Annotated in this window: 22 protein-coding genes; 4 read left to right on the forward strand and 18 right to left on the reverse strand. The window is 59.4% G+C overall.

Annotated features, from left to right (window positions below; translation table 11 throughout):
• Nucleotides 1–13: 13 nt before the first annotated feature.
• Nucleotides 14–1,006 (forward strand): pteridine-dependent deoxygenase, encoded by a 993-nt coding sequence (locus HDE80_RS16030; RefSeq protein WP_184672535.1) that lies wholly within the window; start codon nucleotides 14–16, stop codon nucleotides 1,004–1,006.
• On the opposite strand, the gene HDE80_RS16035 is transcribed toward HDE80_RS16030, so the two are convergent.
• The 15 genes from HDE80_RS16035 to HDE80_RS16105 form a co-directional block, all read right to left on the reverse strand.
• Nucleotides 997–1,821 carry a DUF4850 domain-containing protein gene (locus HDE80_RS16035; protein ID WP_184672536.1) on the reverse strand — a complete coding sequence of 275 codons (825 nt, stop codon included), beginning with the start codon at nucleotides 1,819–1,821 and terminating at the stop codon, nucleotides 997–999. The genes HDE80_RS16030 and HDE80_RS16035 overlap by 10 nt on opposite strands.
• A gap of 24 nt (nucleotides 1,822–1,845) precedes the next feature.
• The gene (gene glmU, locus HDE80_RS16040) at nucleotides 1,846–3,219 is read right to left on the reverse strand and encodes a bifunctional UDP-N-acetylglucosamine diphosphorylase/glucosamine-1-phosphate N-acetyltransferase GlmU (protein ID WP_184672538.1); all 1,374 of its coding nucleotides are present in this window, start codon (nucleotides 3,217–3,219) and stop codon (nucleotides 1,846–1,848) included.
• 128 nt (nucleotides 3,220–3,347) lie between these two features.
• On the reverse strand, nucleotides 3,348–4,430 hold the full coding sequence (locus tag HDE80_RS16045) for a DUF748 domain-containing protein (RefSeq protein WP_184672540.1): 1,083 nt from the start codon (nucleotides 4,428–4,430) through the stop codon (nucleotides 3,348–3,350).
• Between the two features lie 144 nt (nucleotides 4,431–4,574).
• A complete protein-coding gene (locus HDE80_RS16050) occupies nucleotides 4,575–5,000 on the reverse strand; it encodes a F0F1 ATP synthase subunit epsilon (RefSeq protein WP_184602899.1) in 426 nt (141 codons plus the stop codon).
• Between the two features lie 53 nt (nucleotides 5,001–5,053).
• Nucleotides 5,054–6,466, reverse strand: a complete 1,413-nt coding sequence (atpD, locus tag HDE80_RS16055; protein WP_184602901.1) for a F0F1 ATP synthase subunit beta — start codon at nucleotides 6,464–6,466, stop codon at nucleotides 5,054–5,056.
• An 82-nt stretch (nucleotides 6,467–6,548) separates the two neighbouring features.
• Nucleotides 6,549–7,442, reverse strand: coding sequence for a F0F1 ATP synthase subunit gamma (atpG, locus tag HDE80_RS16060; protein ID WP_184602903.1), 894 nt, complete (start codon nucleotides 7,440–7,442; stop codon nucleotides 6,549–6,551).
• 74 nt (nucleotides 7,443–7,516) lie between these two features.
• Nucleotides 7,517–9,067: a F0F1 ATP synthase subunit alpha gene (gene atpA / locus HDE80_RS16065; protein ID WP_184602905.1), complete on the reverse strand. Its 1,551-nt coding sequence runs from the start codon at nucleotides 9,065–9,067 to the stop codon at nucleotides 7,517–7,519.
• 88 nt (nucleotides 9,068–9,155) lie between these two features.
• Nucleotides 9,156–9,689 carry a F0F1 ATP synthase subunit delta gene (locus HDE80_RS16070; protein WP_184672542.1) on the reverse strand — a complete coding sequence of 178 codons (534 nt, stop codon included), beginning with the start codon at nucleotides 9,687–9,689 and terminating at the stop codon, nucleotides 9,156–9,158.
• A 3-nt stretch (nucleotides 9,690–9,692) separates the two neighbouring features.
• Nucleotides 9,693–10,163: a F0F1 ATP synthase subunit B gene (locus HDE80_RS16075; RefSeq protein WP_184672544.1), complete on the reverse strand. Its 471-nt coding sequence runs from the start codon at nucleotides 10,161–10,163 to the stop codon at nucleotides 9,693–9,695.
• A 104-nt stretch (nucleotides 10,164–10,267) separates the two neighbouring features.
• The gene (gene atpE, locus HDE80_RS16080; RefSeq protein WP_007807016.1) at nucleotides 10,268–10,561 is read right to left on the reverse strand and encodes a F0F1 ATP synthase subunit C; all 294 of its coding nucleotides are present in this window, start codon (nucleotides 10,559–10,561) and stop codon (nucleotides 10,268–10,270) included.
• Between the two features lie 65 nt (nucleotides 10,562–10,626).
• Entirely contained in the window at nucleotides 10,627–11,436 is an 810-nt protein-coding gene (gene atpB / locus HDE80_RS16085) for a F0F1 ATP synthase subunit A (protein WP_184602911.1), read from the reverse strand.
• A 3-nt stretch (nucleotides 11,437–11,439) separates the two neighbouring features.
• A complete protein-coding gene (locus HDE80_RS16090; protein WP_255483843.1) occupies nucleotides 11,440–11,769 on the reverse strand; it encodes a hypothetical protein in 330 nt (109 codons plus the stop codon).
• A gap of 259 nt (nucleotides 11,770–12,028) precedes the next feature.
• On the reverse strand, nucleotides 12,029–12,391 hold the full coding sequence (queD, locus tag HDE80_RS16095) for a 6-carboxytetrahydropterin synthase QueD (protein ID WP_184672548.1): 363 nt from the start codon (nucleotides 12,389–12,391) through the stop codon (nucleotides 12,029–12,031).
• 329 nt (nucleotides 12,392–12,720) lie between these two features.
• A complete protein-coding gene (locus HDE80_RS16100) occupies nucleotides 12,721–13,668 on the reverse strand; it encodes an RES family NAD+ phosphorylase (protein ID WP_184672550.1) in 948 nt (315 codons plus the stop codon).
• 45 nt (nucleotides 13,669–13,713) lie between these two features.
• Nucleotides 13,714–14,139: an antitoxin Xre/MbcA/ParS toxin-binding domain-containing protein gene (locus HDE80_RS16105; RefSeq protein ID WP_255483844.1), complete on the reverse strand. Its 426-nt coding sequence runs from the start codon at nucleotides 14,137–14,139 to the stop codon at nucleotides 13,714–13,716.
• Between the two features lie 273 nt (nucleotides 14,140–14,412).
• On the opposite strand from HDE80_RS16105, the gene HDE80_RS16110 reads away from it, so the two are divergent.
• Nucleotides 14,413–15,102, forward strand: a complete 690-nt coding sequence (locus HDE80_RS16110; RefSeq protein WP_184672552.1) for a recombinase family protein — start codon at nucleotides 14,413–14,415, stop codon at nucleotides 15,100–15,102.
• A gap of 104 nt (nucleotides 15,103–15,206) precedes the next feature.
• Here the strand turns inward: HDE80_RS16110 and HDE80_RS16115 are convergent, their stop codons facing one another.
• Both HDE80_RS16115 and HDE80_RS16120 read right to left on the reverse strand, forming a co-directional pair.
• Nucleotides 15,207–15,704, reverse strand: coding sequence for a hypothetical protein (locus tag HDE80_RS16115; protein WP_184672555.1), 498 nt, complete (start codon nucleotides 15,702–15,704; stop codon nucleotides 15,207–15,209).
• Between the two features lie 17 nt (nucleotides 15,705–15,721).
• Nucleotides 15,722–19,987, reverse strand: coding sequence for an RHS repeat-associated core domain-containing protein (locus tag HDE80_RS16120; protein WP_184672563.1), 4,266 nt, complete (start codon nucleotides 19,985–19,987; stop codon nucleotides 15,722–15,724).
• Between the two features lie 818 nt (nucleotides 19,988–20,805).
• Here HDE80_RS16120 and HDE80_RS16125 point away from each other — a divergent pair.
• Nucleotides 20,806–22,260 (forward strand): hypothetical protein, encoded by a 1,455-nt coding sequence (locus HDE80_RS16125; RefSeq protein ID WP_184672566.1) that lies wholly within the window; start codon nucleotides 20,806–20,808, stop codon nucleotides 22,258–22,260.
• Nucleotides 22,260–22,943, forward strand: coding sequence for a hypothetical protein (locus tag HDE80_RS16130; RefSeq protein WP_184672568.1), 684 nt, complete (start codon nucleotides 22,260–22,262; stop codon nucleotides 22,941–22,943). Before HDE80_RS16125 ends, HDE80_RS16130 begins: the two co-directional genes overlap by 1 nt.
• A 30-nt stretch (nucleotides 22,944–22,973) precedes the next feature.
• Here HDE80_RS16130 and HDE80_RS16135 read toward each other — a convergent pair whose 3' ends face one another.
• The gene (locus HDE80_RS16135) at nucleotides 22,974–24,341 is read right to left on the reverse strand and encodes a site-specific integrase (RefSeq protein WP_184672570.1); all 1,368 of its coding nucleotides are present in this window, start codon (nucleotides 24,339–24,341) and stop codon (nucleotides 22,974–22,976) included.
• Nucleotides 24,342–24,467 lie beyond the last annotated feature (126 nt).

A 24,467-nucleotide genomic window follows, 5' to 3' on the forward strand; every position in this document is an offset into this window, starting at 1 on the left:
TCGGTTGCGCCACATGGTTCAGGGATGTGAAAAGCCTCAGTTTGGCCCGCTTATGCGCCGCGCGCCGCGCGTGTCGTATCGCGTTGGCGATATCGCCTCGACGCTGAAGGAAGCCGGCACGCTGGCCTTGCTCAGCTTTGGCGCCGGTAGTCAGACCGTAAATGATCCGCGCATGCTGCAAGTCGCCCTGGAGTGCTTTGATGCGCCCGCTCCGCTAGAGATCTGGCAGGTCGATGCACCGGTGAACTGCGGCACTGAAGGCGCCCTGCGCTGGTCAGCCGGCGGCGGCTGGCTGTTCGCCGCGATCGAGCTCGACGAACGCGAACACGGCGGCCCCGAAAGCGCTGCATCCAGCGCCTATGCGCAACTGCGCCAGTTCATCCAGCAGCGTAGCGAGCAGCACGTGTTGCGCATCTGGAATTACCTGGACGCGATCAATCAGGGCGCGGGCGATGCCGAGCGCTACAAGCAATTCTGCGACGGTCGCGCCGCCGGTATGGGCGCGTTTTTCGCCGAGGGTTTCCCTGCGGCCAGCGCGATCGGCCATCACGGTCCGGCACACCGACTGCAAGTCTATCTGCTGGCCTGCGATCAGCCCGGCGCACGCGTGGAAAATCCTCGTCAGGTCAGTGCCTGGCGCTATCCGCGTCAGTACGGCCGCACGCCACCGAGCTTCGCCCGCGCCATGAGTTTGCCCGCGCAGGATGTGCTGGCGATCTCCGGCACAGCGGCAGTGGTCGGCCACGCATCGGCGCATAACGACGATCTGGATGCGCAGCTCGACGAAACCCTGTTGAACCTCGAAGCCCTGCTCGCCAGCGCTGACATGCCCGCCGGCTTCGACACCCACTCGCCGCTCAAAGCCTACGTGCGCCACACCATCGACGCCCCACGCGTACGCGACTTCTTCCGCCGCCGTCTGCCCGGCGTACCGGTGCTGCTGCTGCACGGCGATATCTGCCGCCGCGAGCTGCTAGTGGAGATTGATGGATGGCGCTATTCCTGAACTGTGAGGCCATGATGGCCGGTGCCGCAAATGCCTTGGCGCGTTCGATAACCGCTCAGTAGAAAATTCGCCAACTTCGACTGACTGGCGGGAAGCGCCAGATCCAGCTCGCTGAAGTATGGGTCGTCATCGACCGCTTCGTCGAACACCACAAAGGCACGGATCGGCGGCGAGTGCGGCCAGCTGTAGCCGAGGTTCGCTGTGCAAGAGTCGGGACGGTTGAAAACATCGGGTTTGGGTATCAGCACGCGCTCGGGCGTTGTGTTGCTGATCAGCGCATCCAATTTTTTGTGTGCGTCCGGAAACAAGCCGTCCGCCGCGCCATACATGCAGCCCCGGCATGCCGGAATCTCGTACAACGTCATCCAGCCATTCGCGACACCATTCGCGGCGATGAAACTGAAAGCCAGCGTGCCATCCACGCCGACGGCAGCGCGACGTACCCGCCATCCCCGCGGAACCAGCAGCCAGCCGGTAGCATTGGCATGAAACAACTGCACTTGGCTGCGCAGGGCAGCGGGTATGGCCTGGTCGAAAATCAGCAAGGCCGCATCGGCGGTTTGTTCCCACTCGCCAAAGCCATCAAAAACGTCGATGCGCGTAGCGGGCAGGTCGGTCACACGTTTACCGGCGGCATCCTTCGGATGCGCAGGTGTCAGCCGGAAGTCTTTTCCCTCGACCGAATTGTAGTGGGTTGGTGGCCCGTTCAACGTGGGTGTGGCATCGGCAGCCAGCAAAATAGGCGTCATCAGCATCAGCCATACGGCGAGCGTCACCCATCGCATCGAATACGCAAGAGTCTTTATCGAGTACATCAAACGATCCTAGGGATAGGTTGCTCATTTCGATTTTTTCGTTGGCCGCTTCCAGCCACGCAGTGTGCTTTGCTTCCCGCGTGTCAGAGTTAGCTCGCCTTCGGGCGCATCGTGGGTGATAACAGAACCCGCGCCGATGGTGGCCTGGGCGCCGATGGTCACCGGCGCGACCAGTGCGCTGTTGGAGCCGATGAAGGCGCCATCTTCAATGCGGGTAATCGACTTGTTGATGCCGTCGTAGTTGCAGGTGATGGTGCCGGCACCGATGTTGACGCCACGACCGATGATGCTGTCGCCGAGATAGCTGAGGTGGTTGGCCTTGCTGTTTTCGCCGATCGTGGTTTTCTTGACCTCGACGAAATTGCCGACATGCACGCCGCTGGCCAGTTCGGTGCCGGGACGCAGGCGAGCGAACGGGCCGATGATGCACGGACCATGGGTGACTACACCCTCGATATCGCAATGCGGATGTACCACGGTACCGGCGGCGAGCTGCACGTCTTTCAGCCGGCTGAATGCACCGACGCGCACGTCATCACCTAGCACCACGTTGCCCTCAAGGATGACGTTGATATCAAGCTCGACGTCACAGCCAGCAGTAACCGTACCGCGCACATCAACGCGTGTCGGATCGGCCAGACGCACCCCATCGAGCGCCAAGGCGCGAGCCGCACGAAGACGGAAGTGCGTCTCGAGTTCGCTGAGTTGCCATGGATCGTTGGCACCGGCCGCCTCGACCGGATCGGCGCACTCGATGCTCTGTGCAGCACGGTTTTCATGCGCAGCCATACCAAAAATATCGGTGAGGTAGTACTCGCCCTGAGCGTTGTTGCGATCGAGCCGGGCGATCCAGCTACGCAGCGCCATCGACTCGGCGGCGAGAATGCCGGTATTGACCAGGTCAACCGCGCGCTGGCCATCGCTGGCATCTTTCTCTTCGATGACTTCGAGGACCTGTCCTGCAGCATCGCAAAGGACGCGACCGTAGCCATGCGGATTATCGAGACGCGTCGTGAGCAGGCGCAGCACACCGCTAGCTTGCACCAGTAGCTGCAGCGTTTGGGTGCGGATCAACGGTACATCGCCATAGAGCACCAGCACCTGCGAACCATCAGGAATCCGCTTCAGCGCCTGCTCGACCGCGTGGCCGGTGCCCAACCGCTCGGCCTGCAACACCCAGTGCAGGTCTGCCTGATCAGCGAATGCCGTCCGTACCTCTTCACCGGCATGCCCATAAACGACGTGAATAGCTACCGGCTGCAACGCGCGCGCAGCAACTAGCACATGCGCCAGTAGTGGCCGACCTGCCAGCGGCATCATTACTTTGGCATGCCTGGATTTCATCCGCTTGCCTTCGCCGGCAGCAAGGATGATTACGTGCAAGGTTTGCTCTGGCATAACAGCACCACGTTATTCAGGGTTATGGACCGCGAAGAATATAGTCGGTCTTCCGCGGCGCGTTGCTCTTGCTTTTGACCACCAGTATTGGCTGGATCAGCCGCGGCATTGATCAAGATCTGCTCTCACTACTCTTTCGGTGCATCGCTGGTCGGTTTCAGCTTTTCCAGCTGCGGCGTATACGCCTGGACGAACGCATTGTGCAGAATGCCCAGAATCGCCTGCGATGGCTCGGTGTGCTTGTCGCCAATGCGCCCGGAGATCGGCACGCGGGTGCCGAACTGGTCTTTCTCCTGATTCTTGAACACCGAAACCACACCTTGGGCGACAGCCTCGTAGGCGATCTTGAGCGGGCTTTTCTTTTCCTGCTCTACATCTTGCTTCCAGCTGAATATTTGCAGGTTATGGAACAGCGGCTTGGCGTAGCCGTCCAGACGCCCATCCTTGGCCTGCAGCTCCATCGTGAAATCTCCGGTGCCACCAGCAAAATCGAGGCCGGCATAAGCCCGCGCCAGATCATTGGCCTTCACCAGCTGGATATTGGTAGCGCGTAGTTCGTAGGAGAAATCGCCAAGTTGCTGCAACGGGTCGAACGTCGCCTGAGTTTCGAACGGCGCGCCGCCGAAGATCTTCGCGGTAGCGTGGAGCTCCGCGACGCGGTTGCCATTGCGGCGCTGAATATTGGTGAGGTTGGTAACCGTGCCGTTAACGTCGGTCATCTTCAGATCGACACGCGGGTTCGACACGAAGCTCTGAAAAGTGACCGCACCGTTGATGACACTGATCTCGTCCAGCCGCATCGGCGCCAGCAGCTTGAGCTGATCGCGCCAGTCGACGCCCTTGCCGGTCTGGCTGTCGCCCTGGCTGCCTCCATCGAAGAAATTGATTGTCGGCTGGGTAAAGGTCACCTTGCCGCGAAAGACGCCATGAGTGAGCGCACTCCAACTCAGCGAGATATCGGTGCGGGGGGCATCCAACAGCGGCGCTGGCAATTTGCCGGTGTCCTTGACAATGCTCAGCTGGTTGATCGTGTAACTGCCGCGCCAGAGGTGCAGATCGATATCGGCGATCTGGCCGTGGTAGTCGCCCATCTTGTCCATGCGGGTGTTGAGATAGTGACGCACCGCGTACGGCAGCACGGCCCGCACGACCAACAGCAGCACGATAACGATCAGCAGCACGGCCAGGTGGCGGCGGTAATGGAGCTTCATGGTGATCGGTCCGCAGTGCGAGTCACTGCATTCTAGTCGTGCGAATGTCCGTGTGCTGGCAAGGACCGATGGTGAAGAGACGCACGCATGGCAAAACGCCGGCACAAGGCCGGCGTTTCTTATTTCCACGAAACAGTCACGAACTCAGTGCTTGAGATTCTTGCGCAAACGCTCCAGCGCCTGCAGCTGCGCCATCGCCTCAGCCAGCTTGGCCTGGGCCTCGGCAATATCGACCGCTTCGGTGCGATGCGCGAGGGCGTCTTCGGCTTCCTTCTTGGCGCGCTGCGCTGCGGCTTCGTCCAGATCCGACGCGCGGGCCGCCGTATCGGCCAGCACGGTGATCACCTGCGGCTGCACTTCCAGAATGCCGCCAGAGACGTAGAACTGCTGACGCTCACCGCCGTCCAGCACCACGTCGACATGACCGGGCTTGAGGCGGGTGATCAGCGGCGCATGGCGGGGCGTAATGCCCAGCTCGCCCAGCTCGCCGGTGGCAATGACCATCGTCGCGTCGCCGGAGAAGATCTCGGCTTCGGCACTGACGATGTCGACGCGAATGGTATTGGTCATGACTCAGGTTCCGAATGCAAGAGCGGTGGGCGGCATGAAGCCGCCCCGCGAAATCAGGCCGCCTTCTTGGCGCCCATGTCTTCGGCTTTCTTGATTGCCTCGTCGATGCCACCGACCATGTAGAAGGCCTGCTCGGGCAGGTGATCCACGTCGCCGTCGACGATCATCTTGAAGCCGCGGATGGTTTCCTTCAGCGGCACGTACTTGCCCGGCGAACCGGTGAACACTTCAGCCACGTGGAACGGCTGCGAGAAGAAGCGTTCGATCTTGCGCGCACGCGTGACGGACTGTTTGTCTTCTTCGCTCAACTCGTCCATGCCGAGAATCGCGATGATGTCCTTCAGTTCCTTGTAGCGCTGCAACGTGCCCTGCACCTTGCGGGCCACTTCGTAGTGCTCGACGCCGATTACCAGCGGATCGAGCTGACGGCTGGTCGAAGCCAGCGGATCGACGGCCGGGTAGATACCCAGGCTGGCGATTTCGCGCGACAGCGCAACGGTCGAGTCCAGATGCACGAAGGTGGTAGCCGGCGACGGATCGGTGTAGTCATCCGCGGGCACGTACACGGCCTGGATCGAGGTGATCGAGCCGGTCTTGGTCGAAGTGATGCGCTCCTGCAGCACGCCCATTTCCTCGGCCAGTGTCGGCTGGTAACCCACGGCCGACGGCATACGGCCGAGCAGTGCGGACACTTCGGTACCGGCCAGCGTGTAGCGATAGATGTTGTCGACGAAGAACAGCACGTCACGGCCTTTGCCGTTGGCGTCCTTCTCGTCGCGGAAGTACTCGGCCATGGTGAGGCCGGTGAGCGCCACGCGCAGGCGGTTGCCCGGCGGCTCGTTCATCTGGCCGTAGACCATTGCGACCTTGTCGAGCACATTCGAGTCTTTCATTTCGTGGTAGAAGTCGTTGCCCTCGCGGGTACGCTCACCGACGCCAGCGAACACCGACAGGCCTTCGTGCGCCTTGGCGATGTTGTTGATCAGCTCCATCATGTTGACCGTCTTGCCCACGCCGGCGCCACCGAACAGGCCGACCTTACCGCCCTTGGCGAACGGGCAGATCAAGTCGATCACCTTGATACCGGTTTCCAGCAGGTCGTTGGCGGCCGCCTGGTCGTCGTAGCTCGGCGCCTCGCGGTGGATCACCCACTGATCCTGCTCGCCGATTGGGCCAGCTTCGTCGATCGGGTTGCCCAGCACGTCCATGATGCGACCGAGCGTGGCCTTGCCAACCGGCACCTTGATGCCTTCACCGGTGTTGCGCGCAACGAGGTTGCGGCGCAGGCCGTCGGTGGAACCGAGCGCGATGCAGCGCACGATGCCGTCGCCGAGCTGCTGCTGCACTTCCAGCGTGATCTCGGTACCGTCGATTTTCAGTGCGTCATAGACCTGCGGCACTTCGTGACGGGCAAACTCCACGTCGACAACCGCACCGATGATCTGAACTACTTTGCCTTGGCTCATGAACCTGCTCCGGATGGATCTTTCAAGTTTCTGTTGCGGCGCCGCTACGCGTCGCCAATTATTTAGTTATCGCGGCGGCTGGTTAAACCGCCGCTGCGCCGCCCACAATTTCCGAAATTTCCTGGGTGATCGCGGCCTGACGCGCCTTGTTGTAGATCAGCGTCAACTCGTCGATTACCTTGTTCGCGTTGTCCGATGCGCTCTTCATGGCAACCATGCGCGCCGCGTGTTCGCTGGCCAGATTCTCCAGCGCGGCCTGGTACACCAGCGACTCGACGTAACGAGCCAGCACATGCTCCAGCACAGTCTGTGCGTCGGGCTCGTAGATGTAGTCCCACTCGTTTGTCTGCTCGAGCTTCACGCCATCGGTGTTTTCCATCTCCGCCGCCACAGCCGGCAGTGGCAGCAACGCATCGATGGTGGGCTTCTGCGTCATGGTGTTGACGAAGTCGTTATAGGCGAGAAATACCCGATCCAGGCCATTGGACGTATAGACGTCCATCATCACCTTGATCACGCCGATCAACTGCTCGAGCTTGGGCTTTTCGCCGAGATGGCTGACGCTGCCGATCAGGTTGACACCCTTGATACGACGAAAGAACGAAATCGCTTTCTGGCCAACGGCAACCACGTCCACTTCCACGCCCTGCTTGTGCCATTCGGCAATCGCCGGCAGCAGTCGGCGGAACAGGTTGGAATTGAGGCCACCGCACAGGCCGCGATCGGTCGAAACCACGATGTATCCCACGCGCGCAATGTTCTCGCGCTGGGTCAGGAACGGATGGCTGAAATCGGTGCTGGCCTGGGCTACATGCGCAATCACCTTGCGCATCGAACGGGCATACGGGCGCGAGGCCTTCATCATGTCCTGCGCGCGGCGTATTTTCGCCGCCGAGACCATTTCGAGCGCGCGCGTGACCTTGCGCATGTTCTGCGTGCTCTTGATCTTGGTTTTGATTTCGCGTCCGCTTGCCATGCTCTATCCGCTCGTTCTGCTCGCTCGTGGGACCGGATGGCGACTCGGCGCCGCATCCTGTTTCCGATTTCTGCTTACCAGCTACCGGTCTTCTTGTATTCGTCCACCGACGACTTGAAGACGGCTTCGATCTCGTTGTTCCAGTCACCGGTGGCGACGATCTTGGTCATCAGCTCTTCGTGGTTCTGATGCATGAAAGCGTGCAGACCCTTCTCGAATGGGAGCACCTTGTTGACCGCCAGGTCATCGAGGTAGCCCTTCTCGGCCGCGTACACCGACAGCGCCAGCTCGGCGATCGACAGCGGCGAATACTGGCCCTGCTTCATCAGCTCGGTCACGCGCTGACCGCGATCCAGCTGCGCGCGCGTGGCCGGGTCCAGATCCGAGGCGAACTGCGCGAACGCGGCCAGCTCACGGTACTGTGCCAGTGCCAGCTTCACGCCGCCGGACAGCTTCTTGACGATCTTGGTCTGCGCGGCACCGCCGACGCGGGACACCGAGATACCGGCGTTCACGGCCGGACGGATGCCGGCGTTGAACAGGTCGGTTTCCAGGAAGATCTGGCCGTCGGTGATCGAGATCACATTGGTCGGCACGAACGCCGACACGTCGCCGCCCTGGGTCTCGATGATCGGCAGCGCGGTCAGCGAACCGGTCTTACCCTTCACTTCGCCGTTGGTGAACTTCTCGACGTACTCCTCGGACACGCGCGATGCGCGCTCGAGCAGACGCGAATGGAGATAGAACACGTCGCCCGGATACGCTTCGCGACCCGGTGGGCGCTTCAGCAGCAGCGAGATCTGGCGATAGGCCACGGCCTGCTTGGACAAATCGTCATACACGATCAGCGCGTCTTCGCCGCGATCGCGGAAATACTCACCCATCGCGCAGCCAGAATACGGTGCCACATACTGCAGCGCCGCCGACTCGGAGGCCGAAGCAACCACGACGATGGTGTAGGCCAGCGCGCCATGCGACTCCAGCTTGCGCACCACGTTGGCGATCGACGAACGCTTCTGGCCGATGGCGACGTAGATGCACTTAACGCCGGAATCCTTCTGCGCGATGATCGCGTCGATCGCCAGCGCGGTCTTGCCGGTCTGGCGGTCGCCGATGATCAGCTCACGCTGACCGCGGCCAACCGGAATCATCGCGTCGACCGATTTGTAGCCAGTCTGCAGCGGCTGGTCGACCGACTTGCGCCAGATCACGCCCGGCGCCACCTTTTCGATCGCCGCGTTGAGCTTGGCACCGAGCGGACCCTTGCCGTCGATCGGGTTACCCAGCGCGTCGACGACGCGGCCGAGCAGCTCCGGGCCGACCGGCACTTCGAGAATGCGCCCGGTGGTCTTGGCGGTGTCGCCCTCGCGCAGATGCTGGTATTCACCAAGCACCACGGCGCCGACGGAATCGCGCTCCAAGTTCAGCGCCAGCGCAAACGAATTGCCCGGCAGCTCGATCATTTCGCCCTGCATCACATCGGCCAGGCCGTGGATGCGCACGATGCCGTCGGACACGCTGATGATCGTGCCTTCGTTGCGTGCTTCGGCGCCGAGCTTGAACTGCTCGATGCGGGTCTTGATCAGCTCGCTGATTTCAGACGGATTCAAAGTGGTGCTGGACATGGTCGTTATCCTGAAATTTTGTTTTCTCAAGAGTCCGGCCACGGATGGCCGGCTTTTACTCTTCCGCGAAAAGGACTTCGCGTAAAACTTAAACTGCCAACGCGCTGGCCATACGGGCCAGACGTCCGCGGGCGGAACCGTCAATCACTTCACTACCGGTATCGATCACCACACCAGCCAGCAGCGACGCATCGACCTCGGTCTCGAGTTCAATCTCGCGCTTGAAGCGGCGCTTGAGCGACACCTTCAGCTGCTCGGACTGAGAGGCATCCAGCGCCATCGCGCTGGTCACCTTGACCAGCAACTGCGACTCGGATTCGCGCTTGTAGGCTTCAAACAGTCCGGCCACTTCAGGCAACAACGTGACCCGACGGTTTTCGACCAGCTCGGCCAGAAACTGTGCAAACGGCGCATCAGCAGAGGCGCCATTGGGCAAATGCAGTGCCACGATCTGCTCGGGCTTGACCCGGGGATCATTGTCGAGATCGACCACGCGGGCATCCGCCGAAACCGCCGCCGCGAACGCCAGCGACTGCGACCAGCTATCCAGCGACCCAGCCGCGTGCGCTACTTCAAAAGCAGCCCGAGCGTAGGGACGGGCAAGGGTGATTGCCTGGGTCATCGATCAGATCTCGGCCGCGAGCTGGTCGAGCAACGCCTTGTGCGTCGATGCATCGACCTCGCGCTGCACGATCTTGCTGGCGCCCTGCACGGCCAATGCACCCACCTGCTCACGCAGCTGATCACGCGCACGCTGCGCCATCGAGGCGATATCGTCCTGCGCGGAAGCCTTCAGCCGGTTGATTTCGACCACCGCTTCGGCGCGAGCCTTTTCGATGATCTGATTGGCCTGCTGCTGGGCCTTGTCGATGATCTCGGTCGCCTGCTGGCGGGCTACCTTGATTTCAGCGGCAACCTTGGTGTCAGCCTCACGCAATTCAGCATGCGCACGCTCAGCCGCATTGAGACCTTCGGCAATCTTGACCTGCCGATCCTCAATAGCCTTTGTGAGATGCGGCCAGATGAAGTGGACACAGAACCAGATCAAGATGGCGAACGAAAGCATTTCGCCAATCAAGGTCGCGTTGAAATCCATCGCTGCGTTACCTGTAGATACGGAATGAAACCGGTACGGATATCAATACACCCGCGCCGGATACACGGCGACACCGCAAACGCGGCGCGCCAGGAACATGAAACTTACTGGCCTGCGCCTGCAGCCGACAGAACCTTGCCCAGGAGCGGGTTCGCCACGGCGAAGTACATCGCCAGCGCCACGCCGATCAGGAACGCCGCGTCGATCAGACCAGCCAGCAGGAACATGCGACCCTGCAGCAGCGGAACCAGCTCCGGCTGACGTGCAGCAGCTTCGAGAAACTTCGAGCCCATGATGCCGATACCGATACAGGCGCCGAGCGCACCAAAACCGATGATCAGGCCGAGAGCAATGGCGGTGAAGCCCTGGATTTGTGCAAATTGAACGAGATGTTCCACGGTGGTCTCCTGGCAAATTGAAGCTGAAAAATTATTTGATTAAATGAGTGATGCGGAAACTGCAATCAATGGTGATCGTGCGCCATCGAGATGTACACGATCGTCAGCACCATGAAAATAAACGCCTGAATGCCGATGATCAGAATGTGGAAAATGCCCCACACGGTGTAACCAATGATGCCCATGCCATAAAGCACCCAGCTGCCGGCGCTGAACAATCCGGCGATCAGCATGAACACGAGCTCGCCCGCATACATGTTGCCAAACAGTCGCATCGCCAAGCTGACGGGCTTGGAAAGCAGTTCGACGACGTTGAGCAGAAAATTGGGGATCCACAGCAGCGGATTCGCGCCAAACGGCGCGGTAAACAGCTCGTGCATGTAGCCGCCAAAACCCTTGGCCTTGAAGCTGTAGAAGATGATCAGCACAAAGACGGTCAGCGACATCGCGAACGTCATGTTGATGTCAGCCGTCGGCACGGAGCGGAAGTGGCCGAGACCGAACTTTTCCGTGATCAGCGGCAACAGATCCACCGGCAGCAGATCCATCGCGTTCATCAGCAGTACCCAGACAAACACGGTCAGCGCGAGTGGCCCCAGTACGCGGCGATCTCCGTGGAAGACGTCCTTGACCTGACCGTCAACAAACTCGAGCACGATCTCGACGAACGCCTGCCCGCGGCCCGGCACACCAGCCGTCGCCTTGCGTGCCTTCAGCCAGAACAGCAGGCAGAACACCACACCAAGCGCCAGCGAGACACTGACCGAATCGATATGCACCGCCCAAAACGCACCCTTTTCGACATTCATCGGGATGAGATGCGTCAAGTGGTGCTGAATGTATTCGGTTAGTCCGCCCTGCGGCTCGCCTGCCATGTCTCAACCCTTGAATCTGAATGCAAATAAGTAAACCGCGAGGGCAGCCACCAACCCCGTAATGGCGGCGAGCGGTGGCAGCTTGAATTTAGCCAGGATCAAAAACAGCCCCCCGACGATCACGAACCATTTCAGAATCACGCCCGCGATCAACCGGCTGAAAGCCATACCCGCACCGTTCAATCCGCTAAAAAATCGCATCGAGAACAGCATGGTGCCGAGCGCCACGAATGTCGCACTCATAGCGGCTGACATCGCTTCACGACGCCCCAGCGTCAAAAAAACAAGGCCGGCCAACACGGCTACAGCAAGCTGCAGCAATACGGTGCGCAAGGCTAGACGTCGACCGGAGGCAAGACTATTTAGCAAGTAAGGTCCCCGCACGGTTTACACCAGGCGGCACCGCTACAGCTACGGGCCACGATCCCAATCCCGAAAAGTATATCAGCCGCTCCTGCTAGACGACAACCGCGCAACTCTCGCATCGAGACTTGTAACGTGAAGATTTTGCGCTGCAGTGCGGCACACTTCAGCTACTGCCGCGACTCAGTTCGGCACCATGAAGGTCATATTTTTACGTCAGGATGTCGACTCAAAAACTGGCCCGGCTGCAGGTCGCGCCCGAGGTGCAGGTTTCATGCACGACGACCTTGTCCAATCCCGCTAGACGCGGTTCCAGTCGCTGCCAGATCCAGCGGGCGAGCATTTCGCTGGTGGGATTCTCTAGCCCCTCGATGTCGTTGAGATAATGGTGATCCAACTGATCGTAAAGCGGAGCGAACGCCGTCTTGAGGTCGGCGAAATCCATGACCCATCCCATCGCAGGATCCGGCTCGCCCGCCACGTGAATTTCAATGCGAAACGAATGGCCATGCAGACGCGCGCACTTATGTCCTGCCGGCACATTCGGCAGCTTATGCGCTGCCTCCAGCTGAAATACCTTGAAGATCTGCATCGCAAACGCCCGCGTGCCGGAGTGGGTTGGCGGAGCAATACACGCCTGAAATGGTGGCTATAGGTGGAGGGGAAGCATAGCCACCATCCAACCATAGAACTGAGCATCCCCGCGGCTTCCCACGGTTCGGATTATTGAGATTGTAGCAGCCTCTGTAGCACTTGCTGTAGCACTTGTCGTGACTCGGGAGCGCCTCGGGGAAATTTGGCGGCACAAATTTCCGTTAGGGCATCAATCACGCCTGAACGCGCGGAATCCCCCTCCGCCCCTCTTAAGTTTCGAGAGTTAGCAGTGGACTCGAATACCTGGGCTGAGAGCGCTGCCGGCATCTAGGCGCGCGCCGGTCGCATATGGCTCGGCAGCACTTCCCAGCCACAGAGTTCATCGACGGTACCCAGGTGAAGACGTGTATGACGCACACTCGCTGGCGCTTCGTCAGCTAGCTCTACAAATGTCGCATCGCTCGCCAGCCGGTGCGGGAATACCGCTACGCATTCGCCGTCGCTCTTCGTTGACGGGTAGCGGATCGCCTCGTAGCCCGCGTCAATAATCAATCCCGCCAGAATCTGGCTAACTGCCGGATTTCCGAACTGGGCAGGCAAGACACGCCAGTTAACGACCAGAACCTCATGAATCAAGCGAGCCGCAGTTCGAATCATAGTGGCGGGAGGGCCGGGTATCTTGAGTCGCTTTTGCAGTTTGACGGCTTCCACGGGCAGGTTGATCTTGCGCAACACCTTGCAAACCGGCTCCAAGGCTCCCTCCTGAGCCAGATCGAACACCAACTCCAAGTGACCGTCAAGGCGGACGGCCGTGTAACTGCCGCCGGGCGTGAGCGTCAACTCCTCCGCGCTCAATCCGTCGATACGATCGTCCTTGGCCATGCCAAATTTTTCTCTGTAGGCGGTTTCTTGATTGGAGGCGATATACAGGGCTGGCCACGGCGAGCGAATCGCATTGTCGACGTCCGCACCGATATTGAACCGGCCACCAAAGCCTTTCAGGCTGCCAGCGGTCGAGAGCGGGCCGTCCGCGTAACGCAACGTCACCATGCGCACCCAGCCGGCGAAATCCATTGGGGTGTGCGGCACTGATTGGAGGGCTCCGATCAGGTCGGCGTGATACCTCTGTCGTTGGGGTTCGACACCTGAGTACAGGATAGCGTTGAGTTCATCGAGGTCTTTGGACAGAGTGTTCCATCGATCGAGATCTGCTTCGGAGAAGCGATCCAACTCCAGAAGGCCGGGAACCCGATCGGTAGTGGTGATGAGCCCCATCGGAGGGTGCAGAGGCGGCGCCTGAGGTCTGCGGTACTTAGACACTCAACGAGAGACCTCGGAAGAATAGAGCTCCTTTTGTTGCACCATCGACGTCCTGTCCATCATGGCTCCAATGATGAAGCGGCGCAGGCGATCGAAGCGGCGCAGGCGGATCATGTCCCGGGGCGAGACATCACCCAGCATCGGATTCTTGGTCCTGAACCACAGGGCGGTCTTATCCGCGTCGCCACCAAACGCTTCCGCGACCATGTTGCAGGTAACGGCGATTTCCTCGAAGTGCTCAAGGACGGCGGCTGGTATCGCGGCGTCGAATCGCACCGAATTGATCGACACATCAGCTAGGCGCGAAACCTCCTCCTTCTTGAGTTGGAGGAAATCTCTTACCTTTTCCGGATGGAACTGCGCGCCCATCCCGAAACCGAGGGGATCACCCTGAGGGAGATTGCTGAAAAGGGCTGCTGTGGACATCACATTGTTCTCCATGGGTCAGCGAGTCTATACCTACTTGGAGAGTTACACACAGATTTCAACCACACTTAAACCACGTTTTACACACGGTCGTTAGAACGTGTCAAATCATTTCTCGCTAGCCATCGCCCACCTTGGCCGGCCTGGATGCCAGGTTTTCGGACATCAAGGCATGGCATCCTCGGTTTATTCGACCGTTCGTTGATTGTCTATCCGATATAGTACAGAATGGCGTAACGAGCGTTAGACCATCTTGTACCCATCAGGCACTCCATGAAAATCGTCAGCTACCTGCGGGTATCCACACGGCAACAAGGCATCAGCGGGCTAGGACTAGAGGCTCAGCGCGCCGCCATCGAGGCCTATGCGGTCCAGCGGAGCGGCAAGGTCATCGAAACCTTCACCGAGGTCGAGAGCGGCAAGCTCAACAGTCGGCCTGAGTTGCTGAAAGCCCTGCATCTCGCGAAGGTGACCGGGGCGACGCTGGTGATCGCCAAGCTAGATCGACTCTCCCGCAATGCCGCCTTCCTGCTCACGCTCCGTGACAGCGGCGTGCGTTTCATTGCAGCCGACATGCCGGACGCGAATGACCTCACGGTGGGCATCATGGCCCTAGTGGCTCAGCAGGAACGTGAGGCGATCTCTCGTCGCACCACGGAGGCCCTAGCTGCCGCCAAGGCCCGTGGGGTGCGTCTGGGGAACCCTAATGGAGCCGCTGCGCTCAAGCGTGCGGACAAAGGCAATGCGGCAGGAGTGGCGGCTATTCGCGTCGCTGCGGATAGTCACGCCAAGAACCTTCAGCCAGTCATCAACTCTCTTGCGTCAGAAGGCATGACAAGTCTTGGCGCAGTGGCCGAAGCGCTCAACGAGCGCGGGATGCTGACCCCGCGAGGCGGCCGCTGGCACAAATCTTCTGTGAGGAACCTATTGAACCGTCTCGGTAACCCAACTGCGCACGAGTGATTCTATGGCCCTTCTCGTCGAATCTTTCCTGTATGCGTAAGTGAGCCGACGCGTGGCAATGACGCGACGCGATGATGTGCTCATCAATTTTCCTCCATGCACTATCAATCACTCGCTTCGACTTTCAGAATTTTGCTTATTTCGTTCTTTAAATTCGGATCGCGCTGCGATGTGCGATAAATAATATCCAGACCAAGCGCAACACCCTTCTTTCCTTGGGCTGACGCTGTATCAAATACTTTACGAAAAAAATGCATGGCCTCAGCGCGGCTATAGCATCGAGCGATAAGATCACATAGAACCCAACAAAATTCTACGAATTCGTACTCATGAAAATGAGAATACGCAGCATCTAATATTTCTTTTTTTTGCTCTTCTGTTAAACGATCCATATCAGAATATGTCTTCACCAAAAAAATCTCTATTCCTGGCTTAGAAAATAACTCTTTAACAGACACTATTTCGACAATTAATGCAACACATTCGTTTGGCACCAATGCGTGTGCTAGCGTCTCATCTTCATATAAAGACGCCTGCCTCTCGAGAAACTTCTTTGCGCCAGTAGTTTTATTTTCATACAAAGCAAGCCGGATATTATTCATTATCAACTTCCTAATACTTACGTTTGTGGGTTCGCAATCAGCCACGCGCCAGCGCCTAAGAGCAAAAGTAGCGCCTCGTCTAGCGGGGTGACTTTCGGCACATTGCTAGGCTCTGGCGATTCGTTGGGGCTTAAAGCAGGACACATCGTCGGCGGTGGAGGTGGTCCACACTCATCGTCGTATTTATCTTGAAGATCCCGTAAATTACGGTCGTATTTATTAATTAATGTCCTATGTCCTCTGCGGGTCGAAAAAAGAGATTCTCCAGGCCCCTTATATTCCTCTAAGGTATCCTTGTCTGAATCAAGTTCTTGCCACCTGTTGTCCAAGGCGCCCGAAACATTTTTGATTTTATTTGCCAAGTTCTGGCAATAAAGACTATCTGGCTTATGTCTGGCAAGACCGCTGGGATCGACAAAGCTAAACGGATTATTGCCGACATAGGCATACGTGCTGATACCGCCATTGAAGCCGGTCGGATCAGTCTGCGCATAGCGCCCCAGGTAAGACTCAAAGGTCCGATAGCCGTTGTCTGCCGTTCCCGTTTCGGCGTCATACCACTGTCCGGGGTAGCGTAGGTTGAGCGTGTATCCCGTCGATGTCGGCTGTTGCTCTCCGAAGGGGTTACCCGCATAGGCCCACGACCAGATCAGTGTGCCCGCGCTGTTGATCACCGCTCTGGGCGTATCGAGTTGGTCAGCAATGACGTAATTAACCGTGCTGCTCATCGCGCTTCCATTGATGGTGCTGTCCACGGTGGCCACCGGCAGATCATCCAGCCAGATGTAGTCGCGACTACTCGCACCATAGTTAGCGAGGACGTGTCCGGCTTGGTCGTAGTCGAAGCGCAGACTGGTGGCCGACGTGTACACCCGCTGTCCGAGGGCGTTGTAGAGGTAAGTTCCGACCGTGGCCCCGTTGGCCTGGGCGAGTGCGATGCGTTGACGTGAGTCGTAAGCAAAACCGTAGGTCTGGCCGCCTATCACGCTACCGGTCGTGTTGCCGTTGGCATCGTTGGCGCGGGGAGCGCTGCCGATGCTGGCCAGCTGATGCGTGCCGCTGGTGTAGCTGTACGTGCCGGTCGCTAGACCGGAAGCGGTCTTGCTCAGCCGGTCGCCGGTTGGATTGTAGGTATAGCTCTCCAGTACACCGCTGCTGTTGGTGACACTGATGAGGTGATACAGCGGGTCGTACTGATAACTCTCGGTGGCGGGATTGGCACCGGGGGCGTTGCCCAGGGCTGTGATATCGCCCATCGCATCCAGGCCAAAATGCAGCGCCAAGGCGGGACTCGTCAGATCGGTGAGTCGGTAGTTAGCATCGTAGGTGCGCGTCACAACCTGACCGTTGCCCAGCGTGTAGCCGCTGATCGGCCCGAACGGCAGCCAGGTGACACTGCTGACCACGGCGGGCGATGCGGACGTGCTGCCGCTGGGTGTGACCTGGACACCGCTGATGCGACCATTGCTGTTGAAGGCGTAGCTGATCACCGTGCCATCGGGTGTGATCTCGCCGCTGAGCCGATCCGCGGCGGTGTAGCTGTAGGAGGTGCTGTCGGTCGTCCCCGAGACCACCTGCGTCTTCTGGATGACATTGCCGCGCGCGTCGTAGCAGTAGGTGGTACTGACGGTGTTCTCCACCACGCGAGTTGGCCGACCGATCGGTGCAGAGACCGTACAACCCGTGACGCTATTGGCTTCGTCGTAGGTATAAGTGACGTTGGCCGTGGTATCCGTGTAACTGGTGCTGGTTTTACGGTCGAGGGCATCGTACGTGGATGTCGCCACCACGCCCTTAGCATCCGTATGGGTCAGTGCATTGCCGGCTGCGTCGAAGGTCGAGGTGCTACTGCCGCTGTCAGGACTTCGCAGCGCGGTGAGGTTGCTGAGTCCGTCATGGGTGTAGCTGGTGACCAGACTCGCGGGGTCGGTGACGTTGGTGATGCGGTCCAGCGCATCCTGGCTGGTCGTCGTTGTGGTGTTCGCCGTCGCGGTGTCGGTGCCGTTATAGTTGTCGAGAGTGGAGACCAGACGATTGAGCGCGTCGTAACTTTGCTGGCGCTGGATGCTTAGGCCATCGGCGCTGTGCGTCAGGTTGCCATTGGCGTCGTAGCTATCGCTGTAGCCCGCATTGAAGACGGTCTGGTTCAGGCCATCGATCACGGCGGTGAGCTGGCCCAGTGCGTTGTAGCTGCGCGACAGGCTGTGCACGACGGTGCCGGATGCCGTGCTGATCTGCTCCGCGGTTTTGTGGCCGGCCGCATCCAGCGTGTAGTGGATATCGTTGCCCTGCGCGTCGGTGATGTCGGTCAGACGATGCGCCGCGTCATAGCCAAACGTCGTCACGATGCCGTCGGGATCGGTGAGGGTTTTGACGTTGCCATACGGCATATACGTGAACGTGGTGGCCGAGCCGCCCACGCTGCGCGAGGCCAGCCAGCCGCGCGGTGTGTAGGTCATATCGGTGTTGACCCCGTTGGGGTCGGTGATGCGCGTGACGCGTCCCGCGCCGTCATAGGACGCGTAGGTGGTGACGTGACCGATGGCATCGGTGATCTGATATAGATCGCCCGCTTGGTAACAGGCACTACCGGGCGTACCGCAGTTCGTGGCACTGCTGGTCATGTAATAGCTGTAGCTGGTGGTCTGCGTTAGATCGGTGCGCGGACCGGTGGCGGTCAGCAATAGACCCACGATGGGGCACTGGGTGGTATCAACGGCAGTGCAGTAGGTGTAGGTGGAGCGGCGTACGCCCGCAGGGACGGTACCGGTGGCGGCACATGCATATCCCGATGCAGCGCTATTCGTCGGATCGATGTCGCAACTAGCCAGGGCTTGGCCGGTGGCGTTGTAGACCCACTGCGTATTGCTGACAACGGTAGCGCTGGCGTTGCTCACCGTGCGCGTGAGTGGCAAGCGTAGGGTAGTGTTCCAGGTGGTCGTGGTGGTGCGTTGGCTGCTGGTCCCGGAAGCATCGACCTGCTGATCGAGTAGACCGTTGCTGTCGTAGGTGGTGGCCGTGATATTGCCATTGAAGTCGGTGGCCGTCGCCGGATAGCCGTTGGCATCCAAAGTCTGTGACTGGTACTGCTGACTGCACTGCTCGCCACAGCGGGCGCTCATGGCGCTTACGACGGCGGTGCCTTGCGGCTCGATGAACGTGGCCGCGGCCTGCTGGCCGAGCGGATAGGTCACGGTGGCGGCGGTGCCGCTGCTGGCATAGCTAACCGAGTTCAGACTCGCGCCGTTGCCTTCCTGGGTGGAGATGGCGCGGCCGTCCGCCTGGTAGCCGAAGGTGGTATAGCGGCTGTTGCTCTCGTCGATGATGCCGGTGAGCTTGTTCTGATTACTACCCGCCGCACTGTAGGCGGCCTCGTCATAGAGATACTGATGCTGCGTGCCGCCTGGGTACGTCACGCTGATCAGGTCGTCAGCCGTGTTGTAGCCATACTGCAACTCGCCACCGTCAGGCTCTGTGACGAGCGTCAAGTTCTGCTGGCCGTCATAATTGAAGGTGAGGGTACGGCCATTTGCATCCGTGACGCTCCAAAGCAGGCCGACCGGCAAAGCGGAGCCTGTCGGCGACTGTTGCGTTCCATCGGTATATGTCAGGGTAAGCAGGACATGACTGGCATCTGCGACCGAGAGCAGCGCCCCCATGGACGAATACGTCTCGTATCTTCGTGTGGTGGCGTCAAACAAGGTCCAAGACAGCACGTAACCGTTGCTGTCATCCACCTCTGTCAGGACATCATTGATGTCGGCATCACTCTTCCACACTCCGTTGACCTTGTTGAACACCAATTCCTGCCCGTCCTGACGCTGCGCCATCACTTCAGCGGGTGACAGTGGGGTGTCAGTGGCTGTATTGGTAGTAGCCACAGAGAACAAGAGACTTCGATCGTACGTGTTCAGCCACTGCAACCCACTGTGTGCGGCGCGCACATTGGGGTCGCTGTTGTAATACCGACGCAGCGAAAGATCGCCTTGGGCGAAATCTTCTTGCTCTACATAGGTGTCGCCCGTGGCGACATTGATTGGCTCGCCAATGTAGGGATTGGTGGGCGATTTGGAGCAGCCGCAACCCAGATTCTTTACCGGGTTATAACTGACACAAGGACTACTCGTTGGGCGACTGGGGTTCGAGCAGTTGAATGTGACCCCGTAAACAACAGGAAATTGACCCGTTGGTAGGCTATACCCACTTCCTTGATCGGGGTTACGCGCGGGCTGAAACCAGATCATCGTGGGAAGCACTTCCATGAACATGGCATTGTCAGGCATGCCAAATTCAGTACACCATTCTCTAACAACCGTATCCGGAGGCGTATATGAGGTACTCATATATTCGATAGCAAACGGCATGTTCGCCCAACAGGCGTGCAGGGCCACTGCACGACTTGGATAGGTTCCAAAAGGATAGGGAGGCTGTGCGGATTGTGCTTCTGCGTAAGTAGATAGGCCGCTTCCAAAAAGACCTATGCACAGCATCAAGATTGCTGCGATTCCATGCTTCATCGAATTTCCCTTTTAGCGCCCTATGCAAACCAAATGTTCTTACCAGTGACTAAACCAAACGGGAGCAGGTTCACTTACGGCTGCTGATACGAAGCACCAGCCGCAGGCTTCGAACAAAGTCCATTGGGTTCCCCATGTACCGCAAACTGGTTGGTAAGATTCGCGCACCGCATGCCAAGGGTGCGAGAGCGACATTTGCAGACGATTTTATAGCCGGTCGCGTGTGTGATGACGGCTCGCTCAACCCTCTCCGACCCACGATCCCTCTGCGCTGCGCTGCCCCCTTCGTTGACTGTTGATAGTGCCATCGTGCGGCGACGAAGTCTTCAGGTATTTCCTAGACCTTCTCCCTCGCTTTTGAGCGAGTCGATCCGCAGCGCGGCGGCATGTGACGTGGGCGCCGCGACACATGAAGCCAGTCCAGACGCGTGCACGAACCACCCTAGCCGCACGAAGGCGTGACCGCCTAGCATTCGTAAGTTATTACGGTTACTGTGCGCACCCCATAGCCCGTCCGGGCAGTGATCCTTACGCACCTGTTAGCCCGTCCTTCCGCAAGGCTGTGAGGGGTGTCGAGTTTTGACATGACCCGTACGACCACGACCGAAACCGTACTGCCGAAGGACCGGCGATTTGATCCCTCGCGCACACCTGTCACCGAGGAGGCGCACCAGTTCATCGCCGAGGTCATGCAGAAGCTGAGCGCCGCGGAGAACCGCCGCAAGAAGCGCAAAGCCACCGACCAAGCCCTCCACGAGAGCGCCCTATCGGCCCTCATCTGCGACCTGGTTCACCGGTGCTCACTCGAACCCACGGGGTGGCTCACGGTGGAACTGTCGAAGGCCGCGCTGTCCAACGGCAAGCGACGCGCCCCCTTCATGACCGAGCAATTCGCCGTCCTCGTGAAGTCGCTGGCGCAGCCCGCGGTCGATGTCCTGGAGCTACGTGTGGGCGACCCACATCCCTACACGGGCGTGCGGTCCACCATCCGGGCCAGTGAGGCCTTTCAGGCTCGTGCGGATGAGCTGGGCTTGGACATCGAACACTTCAGTCGTGACCCCAAGCTTCTTGGTGATCCCCTGGAGCTGCGCTCGGTGAAGACCAAGCGGCTCGTGAATGGCAAGGTTGCCTTCATCGCCGACAAACTCCCTTTGCCTGACAGCGACCGCGTCACTCACATGCGTGACGAGATGACCGCGATCAATGCGTGGATCGCAGGGGCCTCCCTGTGGTGGCTGGGCGACTTCAAAGCCGACAAGATCGACGTCGGGCAACGCGCCCTCAAACGCATCTTCAACAACGGCTCACTGGACGCTGGCGGGCGACTTTACGGTGGCTTCTGGCAGTACGCCAAGAGCACGCTACGGATCGACAGCATCATCATTGATGATCAGGCGGTGGCCTCACTGGACTTCGCCCAATCCGCTCTACGCATGGCATATGCCCAAATCGGCGTCGAGCCGCCACGGGGCGACCTCTATGCCATATGGGGCCTGGAGGGCTACCGCAGCGAAACCAAGAAGATCGTCAACGCACTGCTCAGCGCCGACACGATGCCCCGTCGGTTTCCGAAGGGGACACGCGGGGAGATGCCCAGGAGCTGGAAGTTCGAGCGAGTGCTCGACGCCATCCAGCGCTATCACGCACCCATCGTCTCCTTGTTCGGCTCCGCGAGCGGTCTTCGCTTCATGAGAGATGAGAGCGAGATTCTTATCCGCACCCTGCGGAGGCTCCAGTCACTAGGCATCGTGGCCTTACCCATCCATGACTGTGTGCTGGTCGGATGGTCTCACCGGGAGACGGCCAAGCGGGTGATGGAGGAAAGCTTCCATGAAGTGCTTGGTGTCATCGGTGTGGTGGAGGTCGAAGGGAGAGACTGGAGGAGTGAGATGAAGGAGAGGGAGGAAGGTGATACCCAAGGGACTAGGGGGAAGGAAGAGGAGGGAGATAACCACTCTTCTCCTGCTCTACCCATGAATCACCTTGTGTTCCCCTTCAGTGGGGGCCATGAAGTCCCCATCGCTGGAATATCGGACTAATGCCCAGTGCACATAGCCGCCAACAACGACTGGCCGATCTGCGTCACCGCCTCACGAATCCCCAAGACGCCTACGAGCGCTGCCGAGTCTATCCGTGTACCAACGGCACCACGGCCGACCGTGGCGAGGGGCTGAATCGGCTCTACTGCCGCAAGCACATCGAGTTTTATCGACGCCACGGGAGCTACGTGAAGCGCAGCTACGGTGCGGGCGAGTTGCGACCGTATCGCGCGGGGGCGCTGGCTTGGCTCAGGGCGCATGGCGACGACCAGAGCGTGCGCTTGGCTATCGCGGGTGTGCGTCGTCTATATGGCGCCGCAGGGGCGCCCGTGGAGGCCTTTAGGTTGCCCGGCAAGTCTCCTGGGGAACGAGCGAGAGCGATCTGGGCACAGCTGCGGAAGCGAGAGGTCGATCCGCTGGAAGTGCTGGCCGCGTGGCTCGTGGTTGACCTACGGCTACGCGATGACCCGCAGCCGGATCGTCATGACGAATACCGGCGTGTGCAGGTGGCCAAGCTGATCCATCGAATGGCCGGTGGCACGCACAAACGGTGGGAGCGTGATCGCGTTGATGGGCGCACCGAGGTCACTGAGCTGCACAAGCATCCCGTGAGCCGCGGACGGGTGTTGCGGATCGTTGGCGAGGACACCGCATTCGCTTGCGAACACCTGCGTATTGATTAGAGGCGAACGACGCACGTCTGTTGAGCGGCATCAGATCGGTAGGACAAGCCGAGCCACAACCTCCCGCAACGTCGCTAGGTTGCTCCGCTTGCCGTAACGTCCCGTTGTTATGTTGTCGTTCTCGTGACCGACGATCTCGGCGATATGGTATTCCGGCACACCGAGTTCCTTCATCCGCGTCGTGAACGTCCCCCGAAAGCTTTGCACCTTCTTCCGAGGATCGGTCACACCAGCAGCGCGGAGCCACCGATTGAGCTGTTTGGACAAAAGGTCGGTATTAGACCGCTCCGGGTTCTTCGTATGGCGAACACGTTTAGGGAAGAGGAATCCATCCGGGCAGCCCGCGACGAACGCCATGATGCCAAGCCCAAGGAGACGCGGATGGATTGGGACTTGCCGCATGCTCCCATCTGTCTTCAAGTTCTTCTCATCCGCTTCTTCATTGAAATCGAAGATGGGCACTCCCTGCTCGATGCGGACGTCGCCTCTGCGCAGCTGAGCAGCCTCACCCATGCGGCATCCTGTGAACGCCATGATTCGGGGAACCCAAAGTCCATACGGCTCCTTGGCCTTCTTGGCGATCTCGCTGAACAGTGCGGTGATATCGGCATCTACAAAGGCCTTTCTGGCGTCCTGCGGGCGACCTTCTTCCACCTCTCGCAAGATCGCAGCGGGACTCTGGGCGATGTGATCGTGCTCGGCAGCCCAGGCGAACAGCGTCCGCACGTGATGGTAATTCTTGTTGACGCTGCGAGGCTCAAGCCGCACTACGGAGGCATCACCTTCGGTCTTGGCGAGAACATCCGCGACGGTCAGACCCGGATACCTCTTGACCATATTGCTTGGCAGCTTGGTGATGTCTAGACCGAGCTGACGAATGTGCCCCTTGGTGACTTCACCGATGGGTGGGTCTCCCAATAGATCAGCGATCAACTGGAAGATGGTTGCGCTCTGCTTGGCGGTCTTGGGCGACCAGCGACCTTGAGAGATTCGCTCCTCCGCATACATTGCCGCCATCTCCGAAACCTTCGGACTTGTCTCGGTCGCCACAGGACTTTCGGGTGCCCTCTGTGCTGCCTCTGGACGCCTCAGCGGCTCACCGGCAACGGCACGCAACTCTGCCATAGCAGCAGTTAGACGGACCTCAATGAGCCTTCGAGCGAGCTTCCTGTGAGAGAGGTCATCATCATCAGGCGCCATCTCACGAGCAAGACTTATCGTGGATGACGTATCGGCATGCGCAAGGGCGCCGGATATGTCATGGCAGAGTTCATTGAGCTGCGACGAGTACTCCTCAAGGCCAGCTGGCGTCCAATCGAGCGCCAAACGATCCTCAATCTCATCGAAGGACGCGGCGAGGTAACGCTGCGTCAACTGTTCTAGTTCGCCTTGCTTCATGGAGCTGCCGTGCTTTCGTAAACGGCTGAGAAGGGTGCCGATATGCGGCTCCCAAAGCAAGTTCTTGCGATTAGCCTCGCGCAGGTCGGTCGTCCGCAGACTTCTAGTGATCTCCACGCGGCCCAA

Source organism: Rhodanobacter sp. A1T4, assembly GCF_014207185.1.
Classification (GTDB): Bacteria; Pseudomonadota; Gammaproteobacteria; order Xanthomonadales; family Rhodanobacteraceae; genus Rhodanobacter.